Origin of the sequence: Bacillus sp. (in: firmicutes) (genome assembly GCF_031983925.1) — a bacterium.
Lineage (GTDB): Bacteria > Bacillota > Bacilli > Bacillales > Bacillaceae_G > Bacillus_A > Bacillus_A pacificus.
This window is the reverse complement of record NZ_DALYZR010000003.1, coordinates 194,899-216,300: the sequence shown is the minus strand read 5'-3', so window position 1 is coordinate 216,300 and position 21,402 is coordinate 194,899. Positions and strand designations below refer to the sequence as shown.

General features: G+C 38.9%; 25 protein-coding genes. 1 reads left to right on the top strand and 24 read right to left on the bottom strand.

All coding sequences use genetic code 11. The features are described 5' to 3' along the window. Nucleotides 1–13: 13 nt before the first annotated feature. The 8 genes from nuoK to nuoA are packed head-to-tail and all read right to left on the bottom strand — an operon-like array spanning nucleotide 14 to nucleotide 5,712. Complete coding sequence (nuoK, locus tag RTP99_RS12695; protein WP_000100078.1) at nucleotides 14–328, bottom strand: NADH-quinone oxidoreductase subunit NuoK; 315 nt, start codon at nucleotides 326–328, stop codon at nucleotides 14–16. Beyond that, entirely contained in the window at nucleotides 321–845 is a 525-nt protein-coding gene (locus tag RTP99_RS12690; protein ID WP_001012803.1) for an NADH-quinone oxidoreductase subunit J, read from the bottom strand. Before RTP99_RS12690 ends, nuoK begins: the two co-directional genes overlap by 8 nt. Beyond that, a complete protein-coding gene (nuoI, locus tag RTP99_RS12685; protein WP_000677191.1) occupies nucleotides 842–1,261 on the bottom strand; it encodes an NADH-quinone oxidoreductase subunit NuoI in 420 nt (139 codons plus the stop codon). The genes RTP99_RS12690 and nuoI overlap by 4 nt, the downstream gene beginning before the upstream one ends. Nucleotides 1,262–1,286: 25 nt before the next feature. Then, nucleotides 1,287–2,288, bottom strand: a complete 1,002-nt coding sequence (gene nuoH / locus RTP99_RS12680) for an NADH-quinone oxidoreductase subunit NuoH (protein WP_000573430.1) — start codon at nucleotides 2,286–2,288, stop codon at nucleotides 1,287–1,289. Then, nucleotides 2,288–3,388: an NADH-quinone oxidoreductase subunit NuoD gene (gene nuoD, locus RTP99_RS12675; RefSeq protein ID WP_000621448.1), complete on the bottom strand. Its 1,101-nt coding sequence runs from the start codon at nucleotides 3,386–3,388 to the stop codon at nucleotides 2,288–2,290. The genes nuoH and nuoD overlap by 1 nt, the downstream gene beginning before the upstream one ends. Before the next feature lie 4 nt (nucleotides 3,389–3,392). Beyond that, entirely contained in the window at nucleotides 3,393–4,838 is a 1,446-nt protein-coding gene (locus RTP99_RS12670; protein WP_001283215.1) for an NADH-quinone oxidoreductase subunit C, read from the bottom strand. After that, nucleotides 4,835–5,353, bottom strand: a complete 519-nt coding sequence (nuoB, locus tag RTP99_RS12665; RefSeq protein WP_000236331.1) for an NADH-quinone oxidoreductase subunit NuoB — start codon at nucleotides 5,351–5,353, stop codon at nucleotides 4,835–4,837. The genes RTP99_RS12670 and nuoB overlap by 4 nt, the downstream gene beginning before the upstream one ends. Beyond that, nucleotides 5,344–5,712 carry an NADH-quinone oxidoreductase subunit NuoA gene (gene nuoA / locus RTP99_RS12660; RefSeq protein WP_000179276.1) on the bottom strand — a complete coding sequence of 123 codons (369 nt, stop codon included), beginning with the start codon at nucleotides 5,710–5,712 and terminating at the stop codon, nucleotides 5,344–5,346. Before nuoA ends, nuoB begins: the two co-directional genes overlap by 10 nt. 268 nt (nucleotides 5,713–5,980) lie before the next feature. On the opposite strand from nuoA, the gene RTP99_RS12655 reads away from it, so the two are divergent. Further along, nucleotides 5,981–8,710, top strand: a complete 2,730-nt coding sequence (locus tag RTP99_RS12655) for a putative bifunctional diguanylate cyclase/phosphodiesterase (RefSeq protein ID WP_000744975.1) — start codon at nucleotides 5,981–5,983, stop codon at nucleotides 8,708–8,710. Between the two features lie 50 nt (nucleotides 8,711–8,760). On the opposite strand, the gene RTP99_RS12650 is transcribed toward RTP99_RS12655, so the two are convergent. The 16 genes from RTP99_RS12650 to RTP99_RS12575 form a co-directional block, all read right to left on the bottom strand. Next, on the bottom strand, nucleotides 8,761–9,414 hold the full coding sequence (locus tag RTP99_RS12650; protein WP_000622475.1) for a DUF975 family protein: 654 nt from the start codon (nucleotides 9,412–9,414) through the stop codon (nucleotides 8,761–8,763). Between the two features lie 49 nt (nucleotides 9,415–9,463). Next, the gene (locus RTP99_RS12645) at nucleotides 9,464–10,258 is read right to left on the bottom strand and encodes a DUF975 family protein (RefSeq protein ID WP_000578816.1); all 795 of its coding nucleotides are present in this window, start codon (nucleotides 10,256–10,258) and stop codon (nucleotides 9,464–9,466) included. A gap of 130 nt (nucleotides 10,259–10,388) precedes the next feature. After that, nucleotides 10,389–10,790 (bottom strand): F0F1 ATP synthase subunit epsilon, encoded by a 402-nt coding sequence (gene atpC / locus RTP99_RS12640; protein WP_000847211.1) that lies wholly within the window; start codon nucleotides 10,788–10,790, stop codon nucleotides 10,389–10,391. Between the two features lie 20 nt (nucleotides 10,791–10,810). Beyond that, nucleotides 10,811–12,217 (bottom strand): F0F1 ATP synthase subunit beta, encoded by a 1,407-nt coding sequence (gene atpD, locus RTP99_RS12635; RefSeq protein ID WP_001032591.1) that lies wholly within the window; start codon nucleotides 12,215–12,217, stop codon nucleotides 10,811–10,813. Nucleotides 12,218–12,459: 242 nt separating this feature from the next. Then, entirely contained in the window at nucleotides 12,460–13,320 is an 861-nt protein-coding gene (gene atpG, locus RTP99_RS12630) for a F0F1 ATP synthase subunit gamma (protein ID WP_000157696.1), read from the bottom strand. Nucleotides 13,321–13,608: 288 nt separating this feature from the next. After that, nucleotides 13,609–15,117, bottom strand: coding sequence for a F0F1 ATP synthase subunit alpha (gene atpA / locus RTP99_RS12625; RefSeq protein ID WP_000027518.1), 1,509 nt, complete (start codon nucleotides 15,115–15,117; stop codon nucleotides 13,609–13,611). An 11-nt stretch (nucleotides 15,118–15,128) separates the two neighbouring features. Next, complete coding sequence (gene atpH / locus RTP99_RS12620; RefSeq protein WP_000064683.1) at nucleotides 15,129–15,671, bottom strand: F0F1 ATP synthase subunit delta; 543 nt, start codon at nucleotides 15,669–15,671, stop codon at nucleotides 15,129–15,131. After that, nucleotides 15,668–16,174, bottom strand: coding sequence for a F0F1 ATP synthase subunit B (gene atpF / locus RTP99_RS12615; RefSeq protein ID WP_001142617.1), 507 nt, complete (start codon nucleotides 16,172–16,174; stop codon nucleotides 15,668–15,670). Before atpF ends, atpH begins: the two co-directional genes overlap by 4 nt. Nucleotides 16,175–16,303: 129 nt before the next feature. Beyond that, nucleotides 16,304–16,522 (bottom strand): F0F1 ATP synthase subunit C, encoded by a 219-nt coding sequence (gene atpE / locus RTP99_RS12610; RefSeq protein WP_000052064.1) that lies wholly within the window; start codon nucleotides 16,520–16,522, stop codon nucleotides 16,304–16,306. 56 nt (nucleotides 16,523–16,578) lie between these two features. Beyond that, complete coding sequence (gene atpB / locus RTP99_RS12605) at nucleotides 16,579–17,298, bottom strand: F0F1 ATP synthase subunit A (RefSeq protein ID WP_000399870.1); 720 nt, start codon at nucleotides 17,296–17,298, stop codon at nucleotides 16,579–16,581. Nucleotides 17,299–17,305: 7 nt separating this feature from the next. Continuing rightward, complete coding sequence (locus RTP99_RS12600; protein WP_000567600.1) at nucleotides 17,306–17,698, bottom strand: ATP synthase subunit I; 393 nt, start codon at nucleotides 17,696–17,698, stop codon at nucleotides 17,306–17,308. Next, nucleotides 17,698–17,922: an AtpZ/AtpI family protein gene (locus RTP99_RS12595; RefSeq protein ID WP_001171223.1), complete on the bottom strand. Its 225-nt coding sequence runs from the start codon at nucleotides 17,920–17,922 to the stop codon at nucleotides 17,698–17,700. Before RTP99_RS12595 ends, RTP99_RS12600 begins: the two co-directional genes overlap by 1 nt. A 26-nt stretch (nucleotides 17,923–17,948) precedes the next feature. Then, complete coding sequence (locus RTP99_RS12590) at nucleotides 17,949–18,062, bottom strand: DUF4024 domain-containing protein (RefSeq protein WP_000232961.1); 114 nt, start codon at nucleotides 18,060–18,062, stop codon at nucleotides 17,949–17,951. A gap of 379 nt (nucleotides 18,063–18,441) precedes the next feature. Beyond that, nucleotides 18,442–19,071, bottom strand: coding sequence for a uracil phosphoribosyltransferase (gene upp / locus RTP99_RS12585; RefSeq protein WP_000517539.1), 630 nt, complete (start codon nucleotides 19,069–19,071; stop codon nucleotides 18,442–18,444). 271 nt (nucleotides 19,072–19,342) lie between these two features. Beyond that, nucleotides 19,343–20,584 (bottom strand): serine hydroxymethyltransferase, encoded by a 1,242-nt coding sequence (gene glyA / locus RTP99_RS12580; protein ID WP_000349818.1) that lies wholly within the window; start codon nucleotides 20,582–20,584, stop codon nucleotides 19,343–19,345. Nucleotides 20,585–20,800: 216 nt separating this feature from the next. Beyond that, the gene (locus RTP99_RS12575; protein WP_000136362.1) at nucleotides 20,801–21,373 is read right to left on the bottom strand and encodes a TIGR01440 family protein; all 573 of its coding nucleotides are present in this window, start codon (nucleotides 21,371–21,373) and stop codon (nucleotides 20,801–20,803) included. Between the last annotated feature and the right edge of the window lie 29 nt (nucleotides 21,374–21,402).

Here is a 21,402-nt window from a genome sequence, read left to right as displayed (position 1 = left end):
TTCGGTCACAATGTTATCCTTTAAGCGTATCCATTTCATCTACATGAACTGTCGTACGATTACGATATAAAGCAATTAAAATGGCGAGTCCTACCGCCGCCTCCGCTGCTGCTACGGCCATCGTAAACAGAGAGAAAATTTGCCCTGTTAAATTTGGGAACAAACCTAATTTACTAAACGCTACTAAATTTAAATTGGCTGCGTTCAGCATTAATTCAATACAAACTAATACAATCACTGTATTGCGCTTCGTTAAAGCTCCAAACAAACCGATGCAAAACAAAATAATCGCAAGCGTTAAATATGCAGAAGCAGGAACGCTACTCATTGGAATCCTCCTCTTTCTCATCCTTCTTCGCAAGAATAATTGCGCCAACAAGTGCTACAAGTAAAATAACTGAGGTTAGCTCAAATGGAATAATATATTTTGAATAGAGAAGTGTACCGATTTGAAGTGTGTTTTTTTCATGGAGAGGTAAACTTCCTTGTGTGCTTTCATTTGCAAAATCAATATTGTTAACAGCGAAATACATAACTGCCCCAAATGCTACAACCGCAAAGAAGATAATCCATTTTCGAAGAGTAAGACGTGATTCATTTTCTGCGTTATGTTTCGTTAACATAATGCCAAAAATCATAATAATTGTGATCGCACCCGAGTAAAGTAAAATTTGCGCAACCCCGATAAATTCAGCTGATAACAGAAAGTACAAACCTGCAATGCTGAGAAATGTTAGAACGAGAGCTAGCATCATATGCATGACCTTCGTTAAATTCAACATAAGAACGCCGCCGATAATTGCAGACAAGGATAGTATAAAGAATGCTATAAACTCGCCATTCATGCTTTATTCTCCTTCCTGACGTTTTCGTCGTTTTCATCAAGCCACTGCAAATTTTTGAATAAGTCATCCCGTGAATATTCCGCGAGTTCAAAGTTATTTGTCATAACGATCGCCTCTGTCGGACAAACTTCTGTACATAAATCACAAAGAATACAAATTTCAAAATTAATATCGTACGTATCGATAATTTTTCCTTTTTTCGTAGGATCCGGATGTTTTTTCCCCGTTAACTGAATACAGTCTGTCGGACAAATATTGGAGCACTGATTACAAACAATACACTTTTCTGGATAAAACTTTTGAATCCCTCGAAAACGATCTGGCAATGGCAACGGTTGATTAGGATAATCATACGTCACCTTCTTTTTACTCAAATTGCTTAATGTATATTTTAGTCCTTTAAATAGCCCTTTCATCTCTTACTGGCACCCCCCTCATAGATTAGAAGAATAACTCCTTAATCAATGCCGTTAAGAAAATATTTGCAAGTGCAATTGGCAATAATACTTTCCAGCCAAACTCCATTAACTGATCACCTCTTATACGCGGAAACGTAACGCGGAACCAAATTAATAGAAAAACTACACTGCTAAACTTTAAAGCAAACCATACGGCACCTGGGATGAATCCAAGGAACATAACTGGATTCCATCCGCCTAAAAAGAGCACAGTAATTAAAGATGCCATCCCGAAGAAATATACGTACTCTGAAAGCATGAAAAACGCCCAGCGAAACCCTGAGTATTCCGTATGATATCCAGAAACAAGCTCCGACTCAGCTTCTGGTAAATCAAACGGCGTCCTATTTAACTCTGCTACCGCTGCGATTAAAAATACGACGAAACCGATTGGCTGCACGAAAATGTACCAAACATTCTCCTGCGCTGCTACGATTTCATTTAAATTTAGGCTACCAGCTAACAAAACGATCCCGATTACACTCATTACGAGCGGAATTTCATAAGAAATCATTTGCGCCGCTGCACGCATCCCTCCTAAAAGGGAATATTTATTATTCGATGCCCATCCTCCGGTTACGACACCAATCGTCGTAATGCCAGAAACAGCAATGTAATACAGTAAGCCTACGCCAATATCTGCGAACTGAAATTTATCAGTAAACGGGATAACTGCAAGAACCATAAATGCTGGCGCAAATGCAATGACAGGCGCTAATATAAACAACGGTTTATCTGCCGCCTTCGGAATACTATCTTCTTTCAATAATAGTTTTAAAACATCGGCTACCGTTTGCAGTAAACCGAACCGGCCCCCGACTTGGTTTGGCCCAATCCGCCCCTGCATAAAACCCATCACTTTCCGCTCTGCCAAAATACCATATGTAACAAAGCCAAGGACCGCAAATAGTAGCAGCACCGCTAACCCGAAAAAAATGAAGAAATTCGTCCAGCTTGAAGGTGATTGTAAGAGCGTTTCAATCATCAGCCATCAACCTCCCCAAGTACAATATCAACTCCACCTAAAATCGTAATTAAATTGGCGATGTTTTCACCTTTCAATAACTTCGGTAAAATTTGCAAATTGTAAAAAGACGGCCTGCGAAACTTCAAGCGGTACGGCTCTTTCTTTCCGTCACTAGCAATATAGCAACCAATCTCTCCTCGCGGCGACTCTATACGGACGAATGCTTCCCCTTTAGGAGCCTTAATAATCTTCGGTACTTTCGCAAGTACTGCTCCTTCTTTCGGGAACTGCTGGACAGCTTGCTCGACAATTTTTAACGACTCCTCAATTTCCTTCATGCGGCAAACATAGCGATCCCAAGCATCCCCCACGCTCCCAACAGGAATATCGAAATCAAAACGGTCGTAAATGGAGTACGGTTCATCCTTGCGAAGATCCCAGTTTACTCCGGTGCACCGCAAATTCGCTCCGCTTAAAGAATACGAAATTGCATCTTCTTCGCTATATATACCAACGCCTTTTACACGATTTAAGAAAATCTCATTGCCACTAACGAGATCATGGTAACCCGCCAATTGCTCTCTCATATACGGAACAAATTCTTCCACTTTTTCAATCCAACCGTCCGGCGCATCCCACTTTACACCGCCGACTCTCATATAGTTAAAAGTAAGCCGGGCACCGCATAATTCGTTTAATAAATTAATAATCATCTCCCGCTCACGGAACGCGTATAAAAACGGGCTGACCGCTCCTATATCGAGAAGATTTGTCCCCCACCAAACGAGATGACTCGCAATCCTTCCAAGTTCCATTGCAAGTACTCGCAAGTATTCAGCTCGCTCTGGGATTTCAAGCCCCATCATCGTCTCTACAGCGTGGCAAATGACGTAATTATTCGTCATAGCCGATAAATAGTCCATCCGATCTGTATAAGGGATAATTTGCGTATACTGTAAGCTCTCTGCAATCTTTTCGGTCCCGCGATGCAAATATCCAATAACCGGTGTAGCTTCTTTAATAATTTCCCCGTCAATTTTAATAACAAGCCTGAACACACCGTGTGTACTCGGATGCTGAGGACCTACATTCAAAAGCATTTCTTCCGTACGGATCATTTAGCTACACCTCCACATCATACGGTTCATAATCTTTTCTAAGCGGATGTCCTATCCAATCATCGGGCATTAAAATACGCGATAAATTCGGATGTCCCTTAAATACAATGCCGAGCAAATCATACGCTTCCCGCTCTGGCCAGTCCGCCCCTTTCCAAAGCGGCGTCACCGATTCTACTTGCGGCGCTTCCCGATCCAGCTTCACCTTTACCGCTACTGACTGTTTCTTTCCATATGAAAATAAATGAACATACACTTCCATATGTGTCACAAAATCCGTCGCATGTAACTCTGACATATAATCAAATGCAAGTTCCTCATGGGATCGCAGTAACTCCATTACTTCATAATATTTTGAGGGCTCCACTACAAGAGTTGGTACATCTTTGGAAAGTTTATTAATGTAGCAATCTACTAAAGCATCCTCTCCTACTTTTCCCTTAATAACTTCAACATACTGATTTAAATACGGTTGATTCACGGATGGCTCTTCCTGCTTCGCTTCCTCTTCCTTCTTACCTTCAGCACCCTCCATCTTCGCCCTTGCAGCCGCTGCCGCTTTCGCCTTCGCTGCTGCAATTGCCTTCGCCTTTTCATCTCCCGAATCCCCATCACCTTGCGAAGCTTTCTGCTTTGCTAGCGCCGCTGCTTTTGCCTTTGCGGCCGCCACAGCCTTCGCTTTCGCCTTGGCCTTTTCTTCTTCTGTTCCTTCTTCCATTCCTTCTCTTTTTTGTTTTGCTAACGCCGCCGCTTTCGCTTTTGCGGCTGCTGCCGCCTTCGCCTTTGCTTTGGCCCTTTCCTCTTCCGTCACTTCTTCTGTTCCTTCTCTTTTTTGTTTTGCTAACGCCGCCGCTTTTGCTTTTGCGGCTGCTGCCGCCTTCGCCTTTGCTTTGGCCCTTTCCTCTTCCGTCACTTCTTCTGTTCCTTCTCTTTTTTGTTTTGCTAACGCCGCCGCTTTTGCTTTTGCGGCTGCTGCTGCCTTCGCCTTTGCTTTTGCCTTTTCTTCTTCTGTTCCTTCTTCCATTCCTTCTCTTTTTTGTTTCGCTAGCGCCGCCGCTTTTGCTTTTGCGGCTGCTGCTGCCTTCGCCTTCTCTTCTTCTGTTCCTTCTTCCATTCCTTCTCTTTTTTGTTTCGCTAGCGCCGCCGCTTTCGCTTTCGCGGCCGCTGCTGCCTTTGCTTTCGCCTTGGCCTTTTCTTCTTCTGTTCCTTCTCCTTTTTGTTTTGCTAGCACCGCCGCTTTCACTTTTGCGGCTGCTGCAGCACGGCGTTTCGCTTCTTCCACAGTCATACCATCATTTTTTGATAGCGCTTTCTCTTTTTCTTGATTTTCTTCCTCAAGTTTACTTATTTCCGCATTATGTTTCGCAACGAGACGCTTTCTCGCCTCTTCTTTCGCCCGCCTAGCCGCTTCTCTTTTCAAATCCTCTAAATCTTTGTTTGGATCACTCATTTATTCGTCACCTGCTTCCCCGTCTTTGCCTCGTAACGAATTTTTTCTTTTAATTTATTAATGCCATAAATTAAAGCAGCGGGATTTGGTGGGCAACCAGGGATATACACGTCAACTGGTACAATTTGATCTACACCTTTTACAACAGCATATGAATTTACATACGGGCCCCCTGCTGTCGCACAAGATCCCATTGCAATAACCCATTTCGGTTCAGGCATTTGATCATATAAGCGCCGAACAATAGGAGCCATCTTCTTCGTTACCGTTCCCGACACAATCATAACGTCCGATTGCCTTGGTGAAGTCCGAAAAAATGACCCAAATCGATCTAAATCATAATGTGATGAACCTACTCCCATCATTTCAATTGCGCAACATGCCAGTCCAAATGTCATTGGCCATAAAGAATTACTTCGCGCCCATCCCTTCAACTGTTCCAATGTAGAAAAAAAGATATTTCGTTCTAATTCCGCTCGCTCATTTGGATGTAATTCCTCAAAATTTATAACCATTGTAACACCTTCTTTTTCCAAGCATACGCTAACCCAACTAGCAACATTACAACAAAAATGAACATTTCAATCAGTGCAAATAAACCGAGCTTGTCATATGCAACAGCCCATGGATATAAAAATAAAGTTTCTACATCAAAGATGACAAACAATAAAGCAAAAATATAGTAACGAGCATGAAACCGAATATTTGCATCATGAAAAGGCTCAATCCCACTCTCATACGTCGTCGCTTTCGCTGCACTTGGTTTACTCGGGCGCAGCATCCTTCCTAATGTAAGAGCCACTACCGGAAGCAATATGCCTAATAGCAAGAAAATCAAAACGATCATATAACTATTTTCATATACACTTGCCATTGTGAAACCCTCCCCCCTAAATTAAGAACAAGTTCACTTAGTAAACAATATGTCCTAGTTGCAGTAATTATTATTTTTAAATTTTTCTAAATAATGCAACTATTTTAATCATTATAGCAAACTTCAAATTCCCATGTCGATATGTTGGGGACAGAAACGAGAATTATTAAAATCTATTTTTATAACTGGCTATACCTGTGCAAAATAAGTATAGAAACTATAAAAAATAAAAAGAGGAATTTATATGTATATACCGTGGGTGAGATAAATGAAAAAACAAACACATGTAAGCATTCTTATAAGCATTATATTGTTGTCTATAATGATTCATTACGTGACAATGCCTTTTCTATATGAATACTCATTTCCTTTTCAAATATTAATTGGTATGAGTACATTATTCATTGATATTATCGCTTGTAGTTATATACTTTATTTTTCAAACATGAAAGAAGGGTTACCTCGTTTATTTTGGACCATTTTATGTGTTGGAACCCTCTCTTATTTCATTGGCGATATCATCGTTGCCTATCAACGTTTAATTTTAAAGGACTACTATACATTCGTTGATCCGTCTGATTTTTTTTATCTACTTTTTTTAATTAGCTTTGCATTTGCCTTTCTATATGAAATCATTTATAACCGAGATTTATTAGAAAAGCTTTTTATGATATGTGATATTTGTATTATTGTTACAGCACAGTTCACTTTAAGTTACTACTTACTTATTGAACGAACCATTTACATTTCTTCAACATCCTATATCGACATATTTGTTCAACTTACCTATCCAATGACCGATTTACTCTTTTTTCTCATAGGAATTAACCTTTTATTCAAACCACTTTCCTTATTACCGAAAAAAGTCGGTGCGCTCCTTGGTAGTGCTTTAATTTTGTATGCGACTACAGATGCGATTTATGCTTATATCAAATACTTCACGCCCGAATATTCTATGTTTACAATTACTCCTCTCTATCAAGTAACTTTAGTGCTAGTAGCAATCGCCTGTATTCTTCATACAAAAGAACCTGAAAAACAAGAACAAGTGCTATTAACACCTAAACTTGGGGAAGCGATCAGATTATCATTACCTTATATTTCTGTCGTAATGCTTATTGTTTTCATATTAGTCGAATATGTTTTTGCACCTATTGTAGTAATCGGGCTTATGATAACTTTCTCCTTCGTTCTCATTCGCCATAGTTTAGTTCGAAAACAAAATAAAATATTATTATTAGCCCAAATGCAATTCAACTCAGAACTCGAAAAACAAATTGAACTGCGTACAGAAGATTTAGTAGAACAAAAAAATGAACTATATCATAACCAACAAATGTTTAAATCTTTATACGAGCATCATCCAGATCCCATTTTCACATTAGATTTATACGGTAATTTTCTTAAAGTGAATAACGCTGGTACGACTTTACTCGGTTATCAAACGAATGAATTATTAAATCAACCTTACTATTCACTTACGTATGAAGAAGATTTGGAAGAAATCATCAATGCCTTCCATCGCGTAAAAAAGGGGAAATCTATTTCTTTAGAAATACGGGCATATCATAAAAATAGAGATATTTACTACTTGCATGTGACAGCTGTTCCTATCTTTTTAAAGGATCATATTTCTGGAGTTTATTTAATGATTAAAGATATTACGGAAAGCAAACAACAACAGGAACAAATTAATTTTCTAGCATATCATGATACACTAACAGAGCTTGCAAATCGACGTGCATTTCATCAATATGTAGAACAAGCAATTGCGCGATCCAAAATATCAAAAATGCCTTTTGCTGTTATGTTTCTTGACCTAGATCGCTTTAAAGTTATTAACGATACCCTCGGTCATAGGGTAGGCGACCTTCTATTAATTGCAGTAGCAAAAAGACTCGAAAGTATAGCGACACCAAATATGAAGCTTGCCCGATTAGCTGGAGATGAGTTCACAATCCTTATCGAAAATTATAAAAAGAGGCCAGATGTAAAAAAAATAGCTGATACAATTGTAGCAGCCATGAACGAACCATTCGAAATTGAAAATCAACATTTACAAATCTCACCTAGCATCGGGATAGCAATATACCCTGAAGCAGGTGAAGATCCGTTATCGATTTTACAACATGCTGATATGGCCATGTACGAAGCAAAAAATAAAGGGAAAAATGGTAGCTCTCTGTACACGAAAGAATTGTATAAAAAAATGGAACGAAAAGCTCGAATTGAAAAAGATTTACCACTCGCTTTAGTAAACGAAGAATTTTATCTCGTCTATCAACCACAAATTGATATTACGAAGAAAAAGATCATTGGTGCCGAAGCATTGCTACGCTGGAAACACCCACTCCTAGGTGACATTCCGCCATGTGAGTTCATTCCAATTGTAGAGGAAACTCCCCAAGTCATTCCACTTGGTCATTGGGTATTAAATGAATCTTGTCGTCAGCTAAAAATATGGCATACTTTTGGCTACAAAGATTTAAAAATAAGTGTTAACTTATCAGCTAAAGAGTTCCAGCAAAATAATTTAATTGAGAACATTTTACAAATAATAACAGACGTTAAAGTCGATCCAAAAGATGTAACACTTGAGTTAACAGAACGAATTGCAATGATCGATGAAAAAGAAACGTTATCCAAGCTAAAGCAATTAAAGGAATATGGTATTCAAACGTCCATTGATGACTTCGGAACCGGCTATTCTTCTCTTGCTTATTTATCCATTTTCCCTATTGATACATTAAAAGTACCGAGAGAATTTACACAACTCGCCGATCATCGCCCTGAAGAAAGGGCCATCGTTTCCACTATCCTTTCTCTTGCAAATACGTTAAACCTATCTGTCGTTGCTGAAGGAATTGAAACAGAAAAACAACTTAAGTTTCTACAAAAGAACAACTGTAAATATATGCAAGGTTACTATTTCAGTAAACCACTTACTAGTCATCAATTTATAAAATTTCTACAAAAAACACCCAGTATGAATCAATAGCTCATACTGGGTGTTTTATAAAACGAATCATCAATGTGGGATGCCCCACTTTATAGTGTCGGAATTGTTTTCTCGTAATATTCCTCTGCAATCTCTTCATAAAAGGCTGCTGACGTCGTATAAAAATATGGAATTAGCCATAAGAATCCAATCCCGAGTGTAATACAACTTAATATAAACCAACCAATAAAGCTCAGACATAAAATGAAATACTCCATCTTATGCCCATCCATCATACGACGGCTTTCTGTAATCGCTTGATTTATAGAATACTCAGGGTGATCATTTATTATAAAGTACGTCATCGCATAAGAAAATGATTTAATAATGCCTGGGATAATGAACAGTAACGTCCATAAGAAAAGATAAAAATTTACTAATAAATATAATAAAAATGATTTTAAAAATCTCTTTCCCTCTGAAAACCAAATGAACACATTACCGATACTAGCTTGCTTTTCACGAAGGATATTTAAAGCAAGATAATATCCACCTAAAGTTAAAGGCCCAGTAACAAAAAATGTAATGATATTTATTGAAATTGAATTTTTCGTTTCTTTCCAATCAAAAATTGAAGAAAATACCCACTCAATACTAAAACTAAAGGTCGTAAGAAGAATCGAAATCAGTAATGTTGCCCCGACAGCTAATCCCCATTTCCCTTCTAATGAGTCCAGTGCTTCTCCTTTTAAATCACTAATCATGTTTAGCCTCGCCTCCTATACACAATAATTCTATTAGTATAGCATATTCCTACTGCAATTCACCCTTTGAAATGTAGCGATAAAAATGCGCTGTCGTTGTACTCACATACGGACTAAGCCATAGAAAACCTATTCCAAGTGTAAAAATTGCTAAAATAGCCCAACCGATAAAGCTTAGCCATAAAAGAAATAGATCTAATTTGTGCCCCTTCATCAGATTCTTACTTTCTTTCATTGCCTGCGAAACACTATATTCTGGTTTTTCAACCATCACATAATATGTCATCGAATATGAAAAATACAAAATAGCCATTACAACAAACGAAATAGCTAATAAAACAAAGAAAACGATTATGAATGATGGGTTTGCACTCTCATCAAAGAATCCTAATATCCCACATACAATCGTTCCTAGCATTGGAACCCATGTACCTGTATATAACAAAATTGCAAGCATAGCCCACATTGTTTTCATCATTCTTTTAAAACCACGAAACCCTTCAAATAAATAATCAACTCTAGCATCTTCTCGTTTACTTATTTGTAGAAACAAATTTGTATAACCGTATGAGGTAATGCCATAAGCCGCATAACTTAAAATTATCATAAGGCAGTAAAAAAGCCCAAACGTAATAGCAGCTCCAATTGCCATCGTGTCTTCTTCAATGGAACCAGTTGAAATAGACAATAAAAGAACTATTATAACTACTGGAATTAATAGTATAAGCATTACAGCCATTGAAACAACATAACTTAAAATAAAATATAAAATCGTTGATCCAACACCTAGTCCCCATTTTCCTTTTAAAGATTGCAATGCTTCTCGTTTCATTTCACCAATCATTTATTCATCTCCTTTATAAATTGTTGTACATTCTCTACTTATACGAGCGCTGATATAATTATACCATTTTTGTAAAATTATCCATAAAATCCACAAAAAAATTCGTAAAGGCAAAGCCTTTACGAATTTTTTATTTCATATCGGAAACGTTTAAACGGTTCACAGCACGTTGTAATGCCATTTCTGCACGTTTAAAGTCAACATGTGCTTGTTTATCTTGCAGACGTTGCTCAGCACGACGCTTCGCTTCATTTGCACGATGGATATCGATATGGTTTGCTTCTTCAGCAGATGATGATAATACAGTTACTTTATCTGGACGAACTTCGATAAAGCCACCACTTACTGCTACATAATCAGTGTGCCCACCATTTTTCAGACGAACTGCACTAATCTTTAATGGTGCAACAGTTGGAATGTGACCTGGTAAAATCCCCATTTCCCCACTCTCTGCTTTTACACTTACCATTTCTACTTCTTTTTCGTAAACCGGTCCATCAGGAGTTACAATACTGACTGGAAATGTCTTCATACTTCGTCCCTCCTAAGGCCTTACGCCATCATTTTCTTCGCGTTTTCAATAACTTCTTCAATGCCACCAACTAAGCGGAATGCATCTTCTGGAAGGTCATCATATTTTCCTTCTAGAATTTCTTTGAAACCACGAACTGTGTCTTTTACAGGTACGTAAGAACCTTTTTGACCTGTAAACTGCTCCGCTACGTGGAAGTTTTGAGATAAGAAGAATTGAATACGACGAGCACGATGTACAACTAACTTATCTTCTTCAGATAACTCATCCATACCTAAGATAGCGATGATATCTTGAAGCTCTTTGTAACGTTGTAAAGTTTGCTGTACTTGACGAGCCACTTCATAATGCTCTTCTCCTACGATTTCTGGAGAAAGTGCACGAGATGTAGATGCTAATGGATCTACGGCTGGGTAAATACCCATTTGTGTTAAACGACGCTCTAAGTTTGTTGTTGCATCTAAGTGAGCGAACGTTGTAGCTGGTGCTGGGTCAGTATAGTCATCGGCTGGTACATATACCGCTTGGATAGACGTGATAGACCCTTTATTTGTAGATGTAATACGCTCTTGTAATTGACCCATTTCTGTTGCAAGTGTTGGTTGGTAACCTACCGCAGATGGCATACGGCCAAGAAGGGCAGATACTTCAGAACCTGCTTGCGTGAAACGGAAGATATTATCGATGAACAGAAGTACGTCTTGTCCTTGCTCATCACGGAAATATTCAGCCATTGTTAAGCCTGTTAATGCAACACGTTGACGTGCTCCAGGTGGCTCGTTCATTTGTCCGAATACCATCGCAGTTTTCTTAATTACGCCAGAATCGCTCATTTCGTGGTATAAGTCATTACCCTCACGAGTACGCTCACCTACACCAGCGAATACAGAGATACCACCGTGCTCTTGTGCGATGTTGTTGATTAACTCCTGAATTAATACTGTTTTACCTACACCGGCACCACCGAATAGACCGATCTTACCACCCTTAATGTAAGGAGCAAGTAAGTCTACTACTTTAATACCAGTTTCAAGAATTTCTACTTTAGTAGATAACTCTTCGAATGCAGGTGCTTGACGGTGAATTGGATCACGGCGTACATCCGCAGGAACCTCACCATCTAAGTCAATAGCATCACCTAATACGTTAAATACGCGACCAAGTGTTGCATCACCAACTGGTACAGAGATTGCTTTACCAGTATCTTCTACTTCTGTGCCACGAACAAGTCCATCTGTGGAAGACATCGCAACTGTACGAACTGTATCATCACCTAAATGAAGTGCAACTTCAAATGTTAAGTTAAGTTCACCGTTTTCGTTGCTCTGTTTTACCGTAAGGGCGTTGTAGATTTCTGGTAGCTTTCCGCCATCAAACTTAACGTCTACAACCGGACCCATGATTTGCGTAACGCGCCCTTTATTCATCGGGTTCCCTCCTAGCTTTCTTTTAATTAGCCAACTTTCTACGAGCAGCTAGCTTTTAATTTTTTATTGGTTTATAAGCTTACGCGGCTCTTTTGAATGAGCCGCTTCCGCTTTTTATTGAATCGAGCTCCGGTGGCTAGAAGGGTCGGCCATTTCACTCCTTCCTACGAGGCAAAGAACGCCTCTTTGTCAGGAGTTCCAATGCCCTCCCCTTCTGGACAAGCCACCTACGCTTTTTATTACTACTCTAACGCTGCTGCTCCACCAACGATTTCCGTAATTTCTTGCGTAATCGCTGCCTGACGCGCACGGTTGAATGAAAGTGTAAGTGAATCGATAACTTCCATTGCGTTGTCTGTAGCACTCTTCATTGCTGTCATACGCGCTGCGTGCTCACTTGCTTTACCGTCTAGTAATGCACCGTACACTAAGCTTTCTGCGTATTGTGGCAATAGTACTTTTAAAATTTCTTCTTCAGAAGGTTCGAATTCATAAGCTGTCGTCGGTTTATCAGACGCCACATCAGTAAGCGGTAAAATTTTATTTTCCGTTACTTCTTGTGAAATTTTACTTACGTAATGGTTGTAGTAAATATACAGCTCATCATAAGCACCATCTGCGAACATCGCAATTGCTCGAGAAGCAAGGTCTTTAATATCAGTGAATGATGGGTGATCAGATAATCCAACTACTTCATCAATGATGTTAAAGCCGCGACGTTTTAAATAATCACGTCCTAGTCGTCCAAGCACAATAATTGAATATTGGTTTGAATCCATATTATGACGTTCACGAATTACGTTACTTACTGTACGTAATACGTTACTGTTATAACCACCTGCTAGTCCGCGATCAGATGTAATAACGATGTATCCTGTACGCTTTACAGGACGCGCATTTAGCATTGGATGATTAATTCCTTTACTTCCTTGCGCAATGCTCGCTACTACTTCTTGAATCTTTTCCATATACGGAACGAAAGATTTAGCATTTTGCTCTGCACGGTTTAACTTAGATGCAGATACCATCTCCATCGCTTTCGTAATTTGACTCGTTTTCTTTGTCGAGTTAATCTTCGCTTTTATATCGCGTAAAGATGCCACAGGTTTTCACCACCTTTTTTCCGGAAGTTGGCACGATTAGTAAGAATCCTCTTCCTAATCTACGTTGCAAGATATTCTTGCTCATGATTGAAGGAAAAGAATAGGTGCACCTACTCTTTTCCTTTCACAACCGTCGGCAATCCCAAAGCCCGAGATGCCTTTATATTATCTAGCTCCAGCGGCTTGAATGCTCGGTGGCTTCACTTCTTCCTACGAGGCAAAGACCGCCTCTTCGTCAGAAGCTCCATCCCCCTCACATTCAGGACGAGCCGCTTCCGCTTTTATTTATTATTCAGAAGCTACGAATACTTTTTTAAATCCATTAATTGCTGCTGCAAATTTGTCATCATCCGCAAGTTTCTTAGTTGTGCGGATTTCTTCTAATAAGTCAGTCGCATTAGAATCTAACCAAGCATGGAATTCTTCTTCGAAACGAGTGATATCTACTACTGGGATATCATCTAGGAATCCACGTGTTAAAGCGTAAAGAATGATAACTTGTTTCTCTACACGTAACGGTTTGTGTAATCCTTGTTTTAATACCTCAACAGTACGAGCACCACGGTTTAGTTTCGCTTGAGTTGCTTTATCTAGGTCAGAACCGAACTGAGCGAACGCTTCTAACTCACGGTAAGATGCAAGGTCAAGACGAAGTGTACCTGATACTTTACTCATTGCTTTAATCTGAGCAGATCCACCTACACGAGATACAGAAGTACCCGCATCGATCGCTGGACGTACGCCAGAGAAGAATAGGTCAGATTGTAAGAAGATTTGTCCATCCGTAATCGAGATTACGTTTGTTGGGATGTAAGCTGATACGTCCCCTGCTTGTGTTTCGATGAAAGGTAGTGCAGTTAAAGAACCGCCGCCTTTTGCATCACTTAATTTTGCTGCACGCTCTAATAAGCGAGAATGTAAGTAGAATACATCCCCTGGGTAAGCTTCACGACCTGGAGGACGACGTAATAGTAATGACAGCTCACGGTAAGCTGCTGCTTGTTTTGATAAGTCATCATATACTACTAATACGTGTTTACCATTGTACATGAACTCTTCACCCATTGTTACACCAGCGTAAGGAGCTAGGTATAATAATGGAGCTGGTTGAGAAGCAGATGCAGTTACAACGATTGTGTACTCTAATGCACCATGCTTACGTAGTGTTTCTACTACGTTACGTACAGTTGATTCTTTTTGTCCGATAGCTACGTAAATACAAATCATATCTTCATCTTTTTGGTTAATGATTGTATCTAGTGCAACTGCTGTTTTACCTGTTTGACGGTCACCGATGATTAACTCACGTTGACCACGGCCAATTGGTACAAGAGCGTCGATCGCTTTAATACCTGTTTGAAGTGGCTCATGAACAGATTTACGATCCATTACACCTGGTGCTGGACTTTCGATTGGACGAGTGTTTGTTGTATTGATTGGGCCTAAACCATCAACTGGTTGACCTAATGGGTTTACAACACGACCAATTAGTTCTTTTCCTACTGGTACTTGCATGATGCGACCAGTACGACGAACTTCGTCACCTTCACGGATTTCTGTGTAAGGTCCTAAAATGATAATACCTACGTTGTTTTCCTCTAAATTTTGTGCTAGTCCCATAACGCCGTTAGAGAACTCTACAAGTTCACCAGCCATAACGTTATCAAGACCATGAGCACGCGCGATACCGTCACCAACTTGGATAACTGTACCAACATCACTAACTTCGATTTCAGACTGATAGTTCTCGATTTGTTGCTTTATCAGTGCGCTAATTTCTTCAGCTCTGATGCTCATGTGCTTCACCCCTATCTATTCTTCATTAATTCACGCTGAATACGTGCTAATTTTCCTTGTAAACTTCCGTCATAAATGCGATTTCCAATACGTACTTTAATGCCGCCTAGTAAATCTTCATCTACAACATTTTTTACGCGAATTGCATCTTTTCCTGTTCTCTTTGCAAATGCTTCTGCAATGTTAAGCTTCTCTTCTTCTGATAGAAGACGAGTAGAATATACAGTTGCGTCCGCTACGTTACGTTCTTCATTAGCAAGAACAACATATTCATCTGCAATTTCAGGTAAGATATCAATGCGCTTGTTATCAATTAAAATATATAACGTATTTAAAATAGATTCAGAAACAGACCCGAATACGTTTGCAAGAAACGTTTTCTTTTGTTCCTTTGAAATGTTCGGTTGCGTTAAAAAGCTATGTAGTTCTCCGTTCTTTACATAAACGTTTTGTACAAGGCGTAATTCCTCTTCAAACATTTCTAATACGTGTTTTTCTTTAGCAATTTTAAAAAGAGCGACAGCATAACGTTTTGCTACAATCCCATTGCTCATCGCGCTTCTCCTACTTCTTTAATATAATCGCGAATTAACTTCACTTGATCTTCTTCTTTTAATTCTTTTTCAATTACTTTAGAAGCAATTTGAACAGATAAAGAAGCAACTTGTTCTTGTAAAGCAGCAATCGCTTGCTCTTTTTCGCGTTGAATTTCTTGTACAGCAGATGCTTTAATTGATTCTGCTTCTTCTTTCGCAGCAGCAACAATAGCATCTTTTTGATCTACAGCTTGTTTTTTCGCTCTTTCGATTAACTCTTGTGCTTCAACACGTGATTGTTTTAACATTTCACGTTGTTCTTCTACTAACTTCTTCGCTTCAGCGTTACTTCTTTCTGCAGCGTCGATTTCATTAGTAACATGCTCTTCACGTTCTTTCATAATCCCCATTAAAGGACCCCACGCGAATTTGCGTAGCATTACTAATAGAAGTAAGAAAATGAACAATGTATAAGCAATCGTTCCAAATGGAATGGCAGCCCCTAATAATAAAGTTGGCACAAGGATTCACTCCCTTCAAAATATCTAAATTGATCATATGAAAAAAAAAGACATACGTTTCGTTCATAAAGCAATGGCGAAGAAAGTTCGGAAAAACACTCTTCGCCATCTATGTAAGGGGAGTCTCCCTTATTTGTTCATTACGATGAATGCAATAACTACACCGATGATTGGAAGTGCCTCAACTAAAGCAACCCCGATGAACATAATTGTTTGAAGTGCGCCTTTTAATTCTGGTTGACGAGCAACACCTTCGATTGTACGTGATACGATAAGACCGTTACCAATACCTGCACCTAATGCTGATAAACCAATTGCAATTGCAGCTGCGATTACACCTAAACTCATTTAATTTGTCCTCCTTTGTATTATAAAAAAATAAATTTTTTCTTACTTAAATTATATTAATGGTCATGACTTACTTTATGAGCCATATAAACCATCGTTAACATAACGAAAATAAATGCTTGGATTGATCCAACGAATACACTGAATCCCATCCATGCTAACATCGGTACAAGTGCACCTAATGCTCCAAGGAATGATGCTCCGCCCAACTTAGCAAGTAATCCTAATAAGATCTCACCTGCATAAATGTTACCAAATAAACGAAGACCTAACGTTAATGTGTTAGCAAACTCCTCAATAACCTTTAATGGGAATAAGAATTTCATAGGTTGGAAATAACCTTTTACGTATTCTTTCGTACCCTTCATCTTAATTCCATAATAATGGGTGAGGGTAACTACCATCACGGCTAATGTTAATGTAACTGCTGGATCAGACGTTGGTGATCTCCACCATGCAATATGTTCGCCAGCTTCAGTTGCTGAATACATGAATGGTAAACCAAGGAAGTTCGATACGATGATAAACATGATAAGCGTAACGCCAAGCGTTAAGAAACGTCCACCTGTTTTCCAGTCCATCGTACTATTGATAATCCCTTTCACGAAGTCAAACACCCATTCCATGAAGTTTTGCATTCCTGTTGGGCGAAGGGCTAAGCTGCGAGTTCCGATAACAGCGATTAAGAAAACAATAACTGCTGCTACAGTAACCATCATAACTGATGACAAATCGAACGTTAAACCTAGAAATTCAACTAATTTACCGTGTTCCACTAGTAATTCACCTCTCTTCCCTGCTCTTATACTCTAAATAAAGAAAATCTATGATCATGACAAGGTATCCTGTCAGCAATCCTACACCTAAGCCCCACATCGCAATTAACTCTTGATATTTGGCTGCAAATAAAATTAATAACCCAATCGTGGCGAATCTTGAATATGTACTTACCGCTGTCGCCTTAAACTTCACGTTTTCTCCATTTGTCACGCGATCCAACAGCTTGTCTGTTCTACGTGCAATGATGCGCAAACTAAGAAAACTGAAAATCGTCCCGATAATCAGTCCAAGAAATACATCCTTGTAAGAGGTGAATCCCCATCCTAGCACTAGAAGCGCAAGCAAGTAGTACATATATTTCTTTTGTCTTTGGACAAGTCCATGTACGTCTATCATCATTGCTCTCCCGAATAGTAATGTCGAATGAGTCGAATCATTGCGTATACCCCTGTTCCTAATCCGAGTAATAACCCTATAATAAGAAACAATGGAAACGTTCCAACCTTATTATCAATCCACTGCCCACCAAAGATCCCAACAAGAATAGAACCGACTAACTGAGCAAGAATACCTGACATTAAAGCATAAGCTTTTATATGGCTGCGATCGTTTTTTTGCAAGGATTCATCCCTCCAATATGTAACCCTCATTCACGATGTGTTAATAATAACTCATTTTTTTGCATAAATCCTATACAAAATAAAAAGTTTACATTTTCGTCACGGAATAGATGTATTTTTGTCACTGAAAGCCCTACCATCTATCCCCGTTGTTAGCATACAATAGGGTATTAACAGTGTCAACGAGAAATCGTAAAAAATCAAAAAATTTGAGTATTAGTCATTTCCTCCCAAAAATGAAAACGTTCCCCTTCTAAATACTGGTTAGAGATATGCAATTTCTAACAGTTTTCTCTTTATAATAGAAGGAAATGTTCACAAGTTTGTCACTATTATATTTTTACGATATAACGCTTTCCTTCCATAATATAGTGCTCTTTAGACGTAAGACTTCTATATTATATGTGATGTGTATGCAACTTATGTTGTATATACTATGTATATTTATCCTCTCCCCTCCCCCTACTTGCTTACATCAAAAAAAGACGAGCTGAGGAATCCCCCTGCTCGTCAGTTGTCTTACTTCGTTCCGAATAAACGGTCACCAGCATCACCAAGACCTGGTACTACATATCCGTGGTCATTTAATTTCTCATCTAATGCTGCTACATAAATATCAACATCAGGATGTTCTTCTTGTACTACTTTTACTCCTTCTGGAGCTGCAACGATACACATTAATTTAATTTGTTTTGCGCCGCGCTTTTTCAGAGAGTTAATTGCTTCAGCTGCAGAACCACCTGTTGCTAGCATCGGATCTAGTACGATAAAGTCACGCTCTTCTACATCCGTTGGAAGTTTCACATAGTATTCTACCGGTTGCAATGTTTTAGGGTCGCGGTATAAGCCAACGTGTCCTACTTTTGCTGCTGGAATTAATTTCAGAATTCCATCAACCATTCCTAAACCTGCACGTAAAATCGGAATTAAACCAAGTTTTTTACCAGCGATCACTTTTGTTGTCGCTTTGCTTACAGGCGTCTCAATTTCAATGTCTTTAAGTGGAAGGTCGCGAGTAATTTCAAAAGCCATTAAGCTTGCTACTTCGTCCACTAATTCACGAAAATCTTTCGTACCTGTATTCTTGTCGCGAATATATGTAATCTTATGTTGAATTAACGGGTGATCAAATACATACAGTTTTCCCATGTGAATCTCTCCTTTAGATGATATTCATGCGTTTGCACGCTTTTTTACACTATTTACGATTGTAAAGAAAACGCTACTAATATTCAAGGGCAAATTTGGAAAAGTCATGATTTCCGATGAATCTATCTAGTATCTTTACCAATTATGGGAGCTGTATCCTTCATTATATCGCCAAAATTTATTCATCATTTGTATACATACTTAAAGAACAATATATGTCCACAAAAAAGACTGCTAAAACAATTACGTCTCAGCAGCCTTCTTCAATCTATTATAGATCTGTGTACATTGGGAATTTGCTCGTTAACGCTTCTACACGCTTACGTGCTTCTTCTAATGCAGCTTCATTTTCATGATTTTTTAATGTGTAAGCAATAAGTGACGCAATTTCATCCATTTCTTCTAAACCGAAACCACGAGATGTTACAGCTGCTGTACCGATACGTACACCACTTGTTACAAATGGGCTTGCTGTTTCAAATGGAATTGTATTTTTGTTCACTGTAATACCAACTTCGTCCAATACGTGCTCTGCTACTTTACCTGTGATTTCTAGGTTACGAACATCAATTAGGATTAAGTGATTGTCTGTTCCACCAGAAACAAGTGTAAGTCCTTCTTTTTGAAGACCTTCAGCTAAGCGGTTCGCATTGTTAATGATATTTTGTGCATATGTTTTGAAATCATCTTGAAGTGCCTCACCAAACGCAACAGCTTTTGCAGCGATTACGTGCATAAGTGGACCACCTTGAATACCAGGGAAGATTGATTTATCAATTTGTTTTGCAAATTGCTCTTCACATAAAATCATACCACCACGTGGACCACGTAATGTTTTATGTGTTGTTGTTGTAACGAAATGTGCATGTGGCACTGGATTTGGATGTAAACCAGCCGCTACTAAACCTGCGATATGTGCCATATCAACCATTAAGTATGCGCCCACTTCATCTGCAATCTCACGGAATCGTTTGAAATCGATAACACGAGGGTACGCACTTGCACCTGCAACGATTAATTTTGGTTTATGTTCTTTCGCTTTTGCTAATACATCATCGTAATTAATACGGTGAGATTCAGCATCCACGCCATATTCTACGAAATTATATTGTACTCCACTGAAGTTAACAGGGCTTCCGTGTGTTAAGTGACCACCATGAGATAAATTCATACCAAGTACTGTATCGCCTTGCTCTAAAATCGTGAAGTATACTGCCATGTTCGCTTGTGCACCAGAATGCGGTTGAACATTTACGTGCTCTGCGCCGAAAATTTCTTTCACGCGATCACGTGCGATATCTTCTACTACGTCTACATGTTCACAACCACCATAGTAACGTTTCCCAGGATATCCTTCAGCATACTTATTCGTTAAAACAGAACCTTGCGCCTCCATTACTGCTTCACTTACGAAGTTTTCCGAAGCAATTAACTCAATCTTCGAACGCTGTCTTCCTAGTTCTGCCTCAATTGCAGCAAATACCTTTTCATCTTGACGTTTTAAATGATCCACCAAAATCCCCCTTTTCTGAACGAATTACATCGATTCCCAACAGTTTTTTCTTATTTATTCAGAAAAAACGAAAATTCAGGTTGTAATTCTTTCGAACCTTCATGTTTTCAACTACATTCTAACATGACTTTCTATATCATAAAAGAAAAAAAAGACCGATTTTCGGTCTTTTCTTTCTTCTATAATAAAGTCAGACAACATACCTTATTCATAACTTTAACGGCAAGTGATAGTCTCTTCCTTCGCCGCATAAACAGCACGTGCTCCACCAATTAGCTTTCCACGTGTTGTTGCCATCGTTACATGTGCACTTCCAATTTCCTTCACACTAGTACGAACCGGAACAGCTACGTGCTTTAAATGCATACCGATAAATGTATCACCAATATCCATTCCCGCATCTGCTTTAATAAACTCAATTACTACCGGATCTTTCAAATTGTGATAAGCATATGTTGCTAATGCACCACCTGCTGATCTAACAGGCGTAACTGTTACAATTTCAAATTGATATTTCATCGCCAACTCTTTCTCAACTACTAAAGCACGGTTTAAATGCTCACAACATTGAAACGCCAACTCAATACCTGTTTGTTCTTGAAATTGTTTTAACTCAGAAAAAATCGCCTCTGCTACTTCCATCGTTCCTGATGTCCCAATTCTTTCTCCTAGCACTTCGCTCGTACTACACCCCACTACAAAAATTTGACCACTTTGTAATGAAGCTTGTTCTTGGAAATCAGAAAGCGAAATTTGTAGCTGTTCTCTTACCTTTACGATTTCTGTCATTACGCCTCTTCCTTTCACAGGTTGGTTCA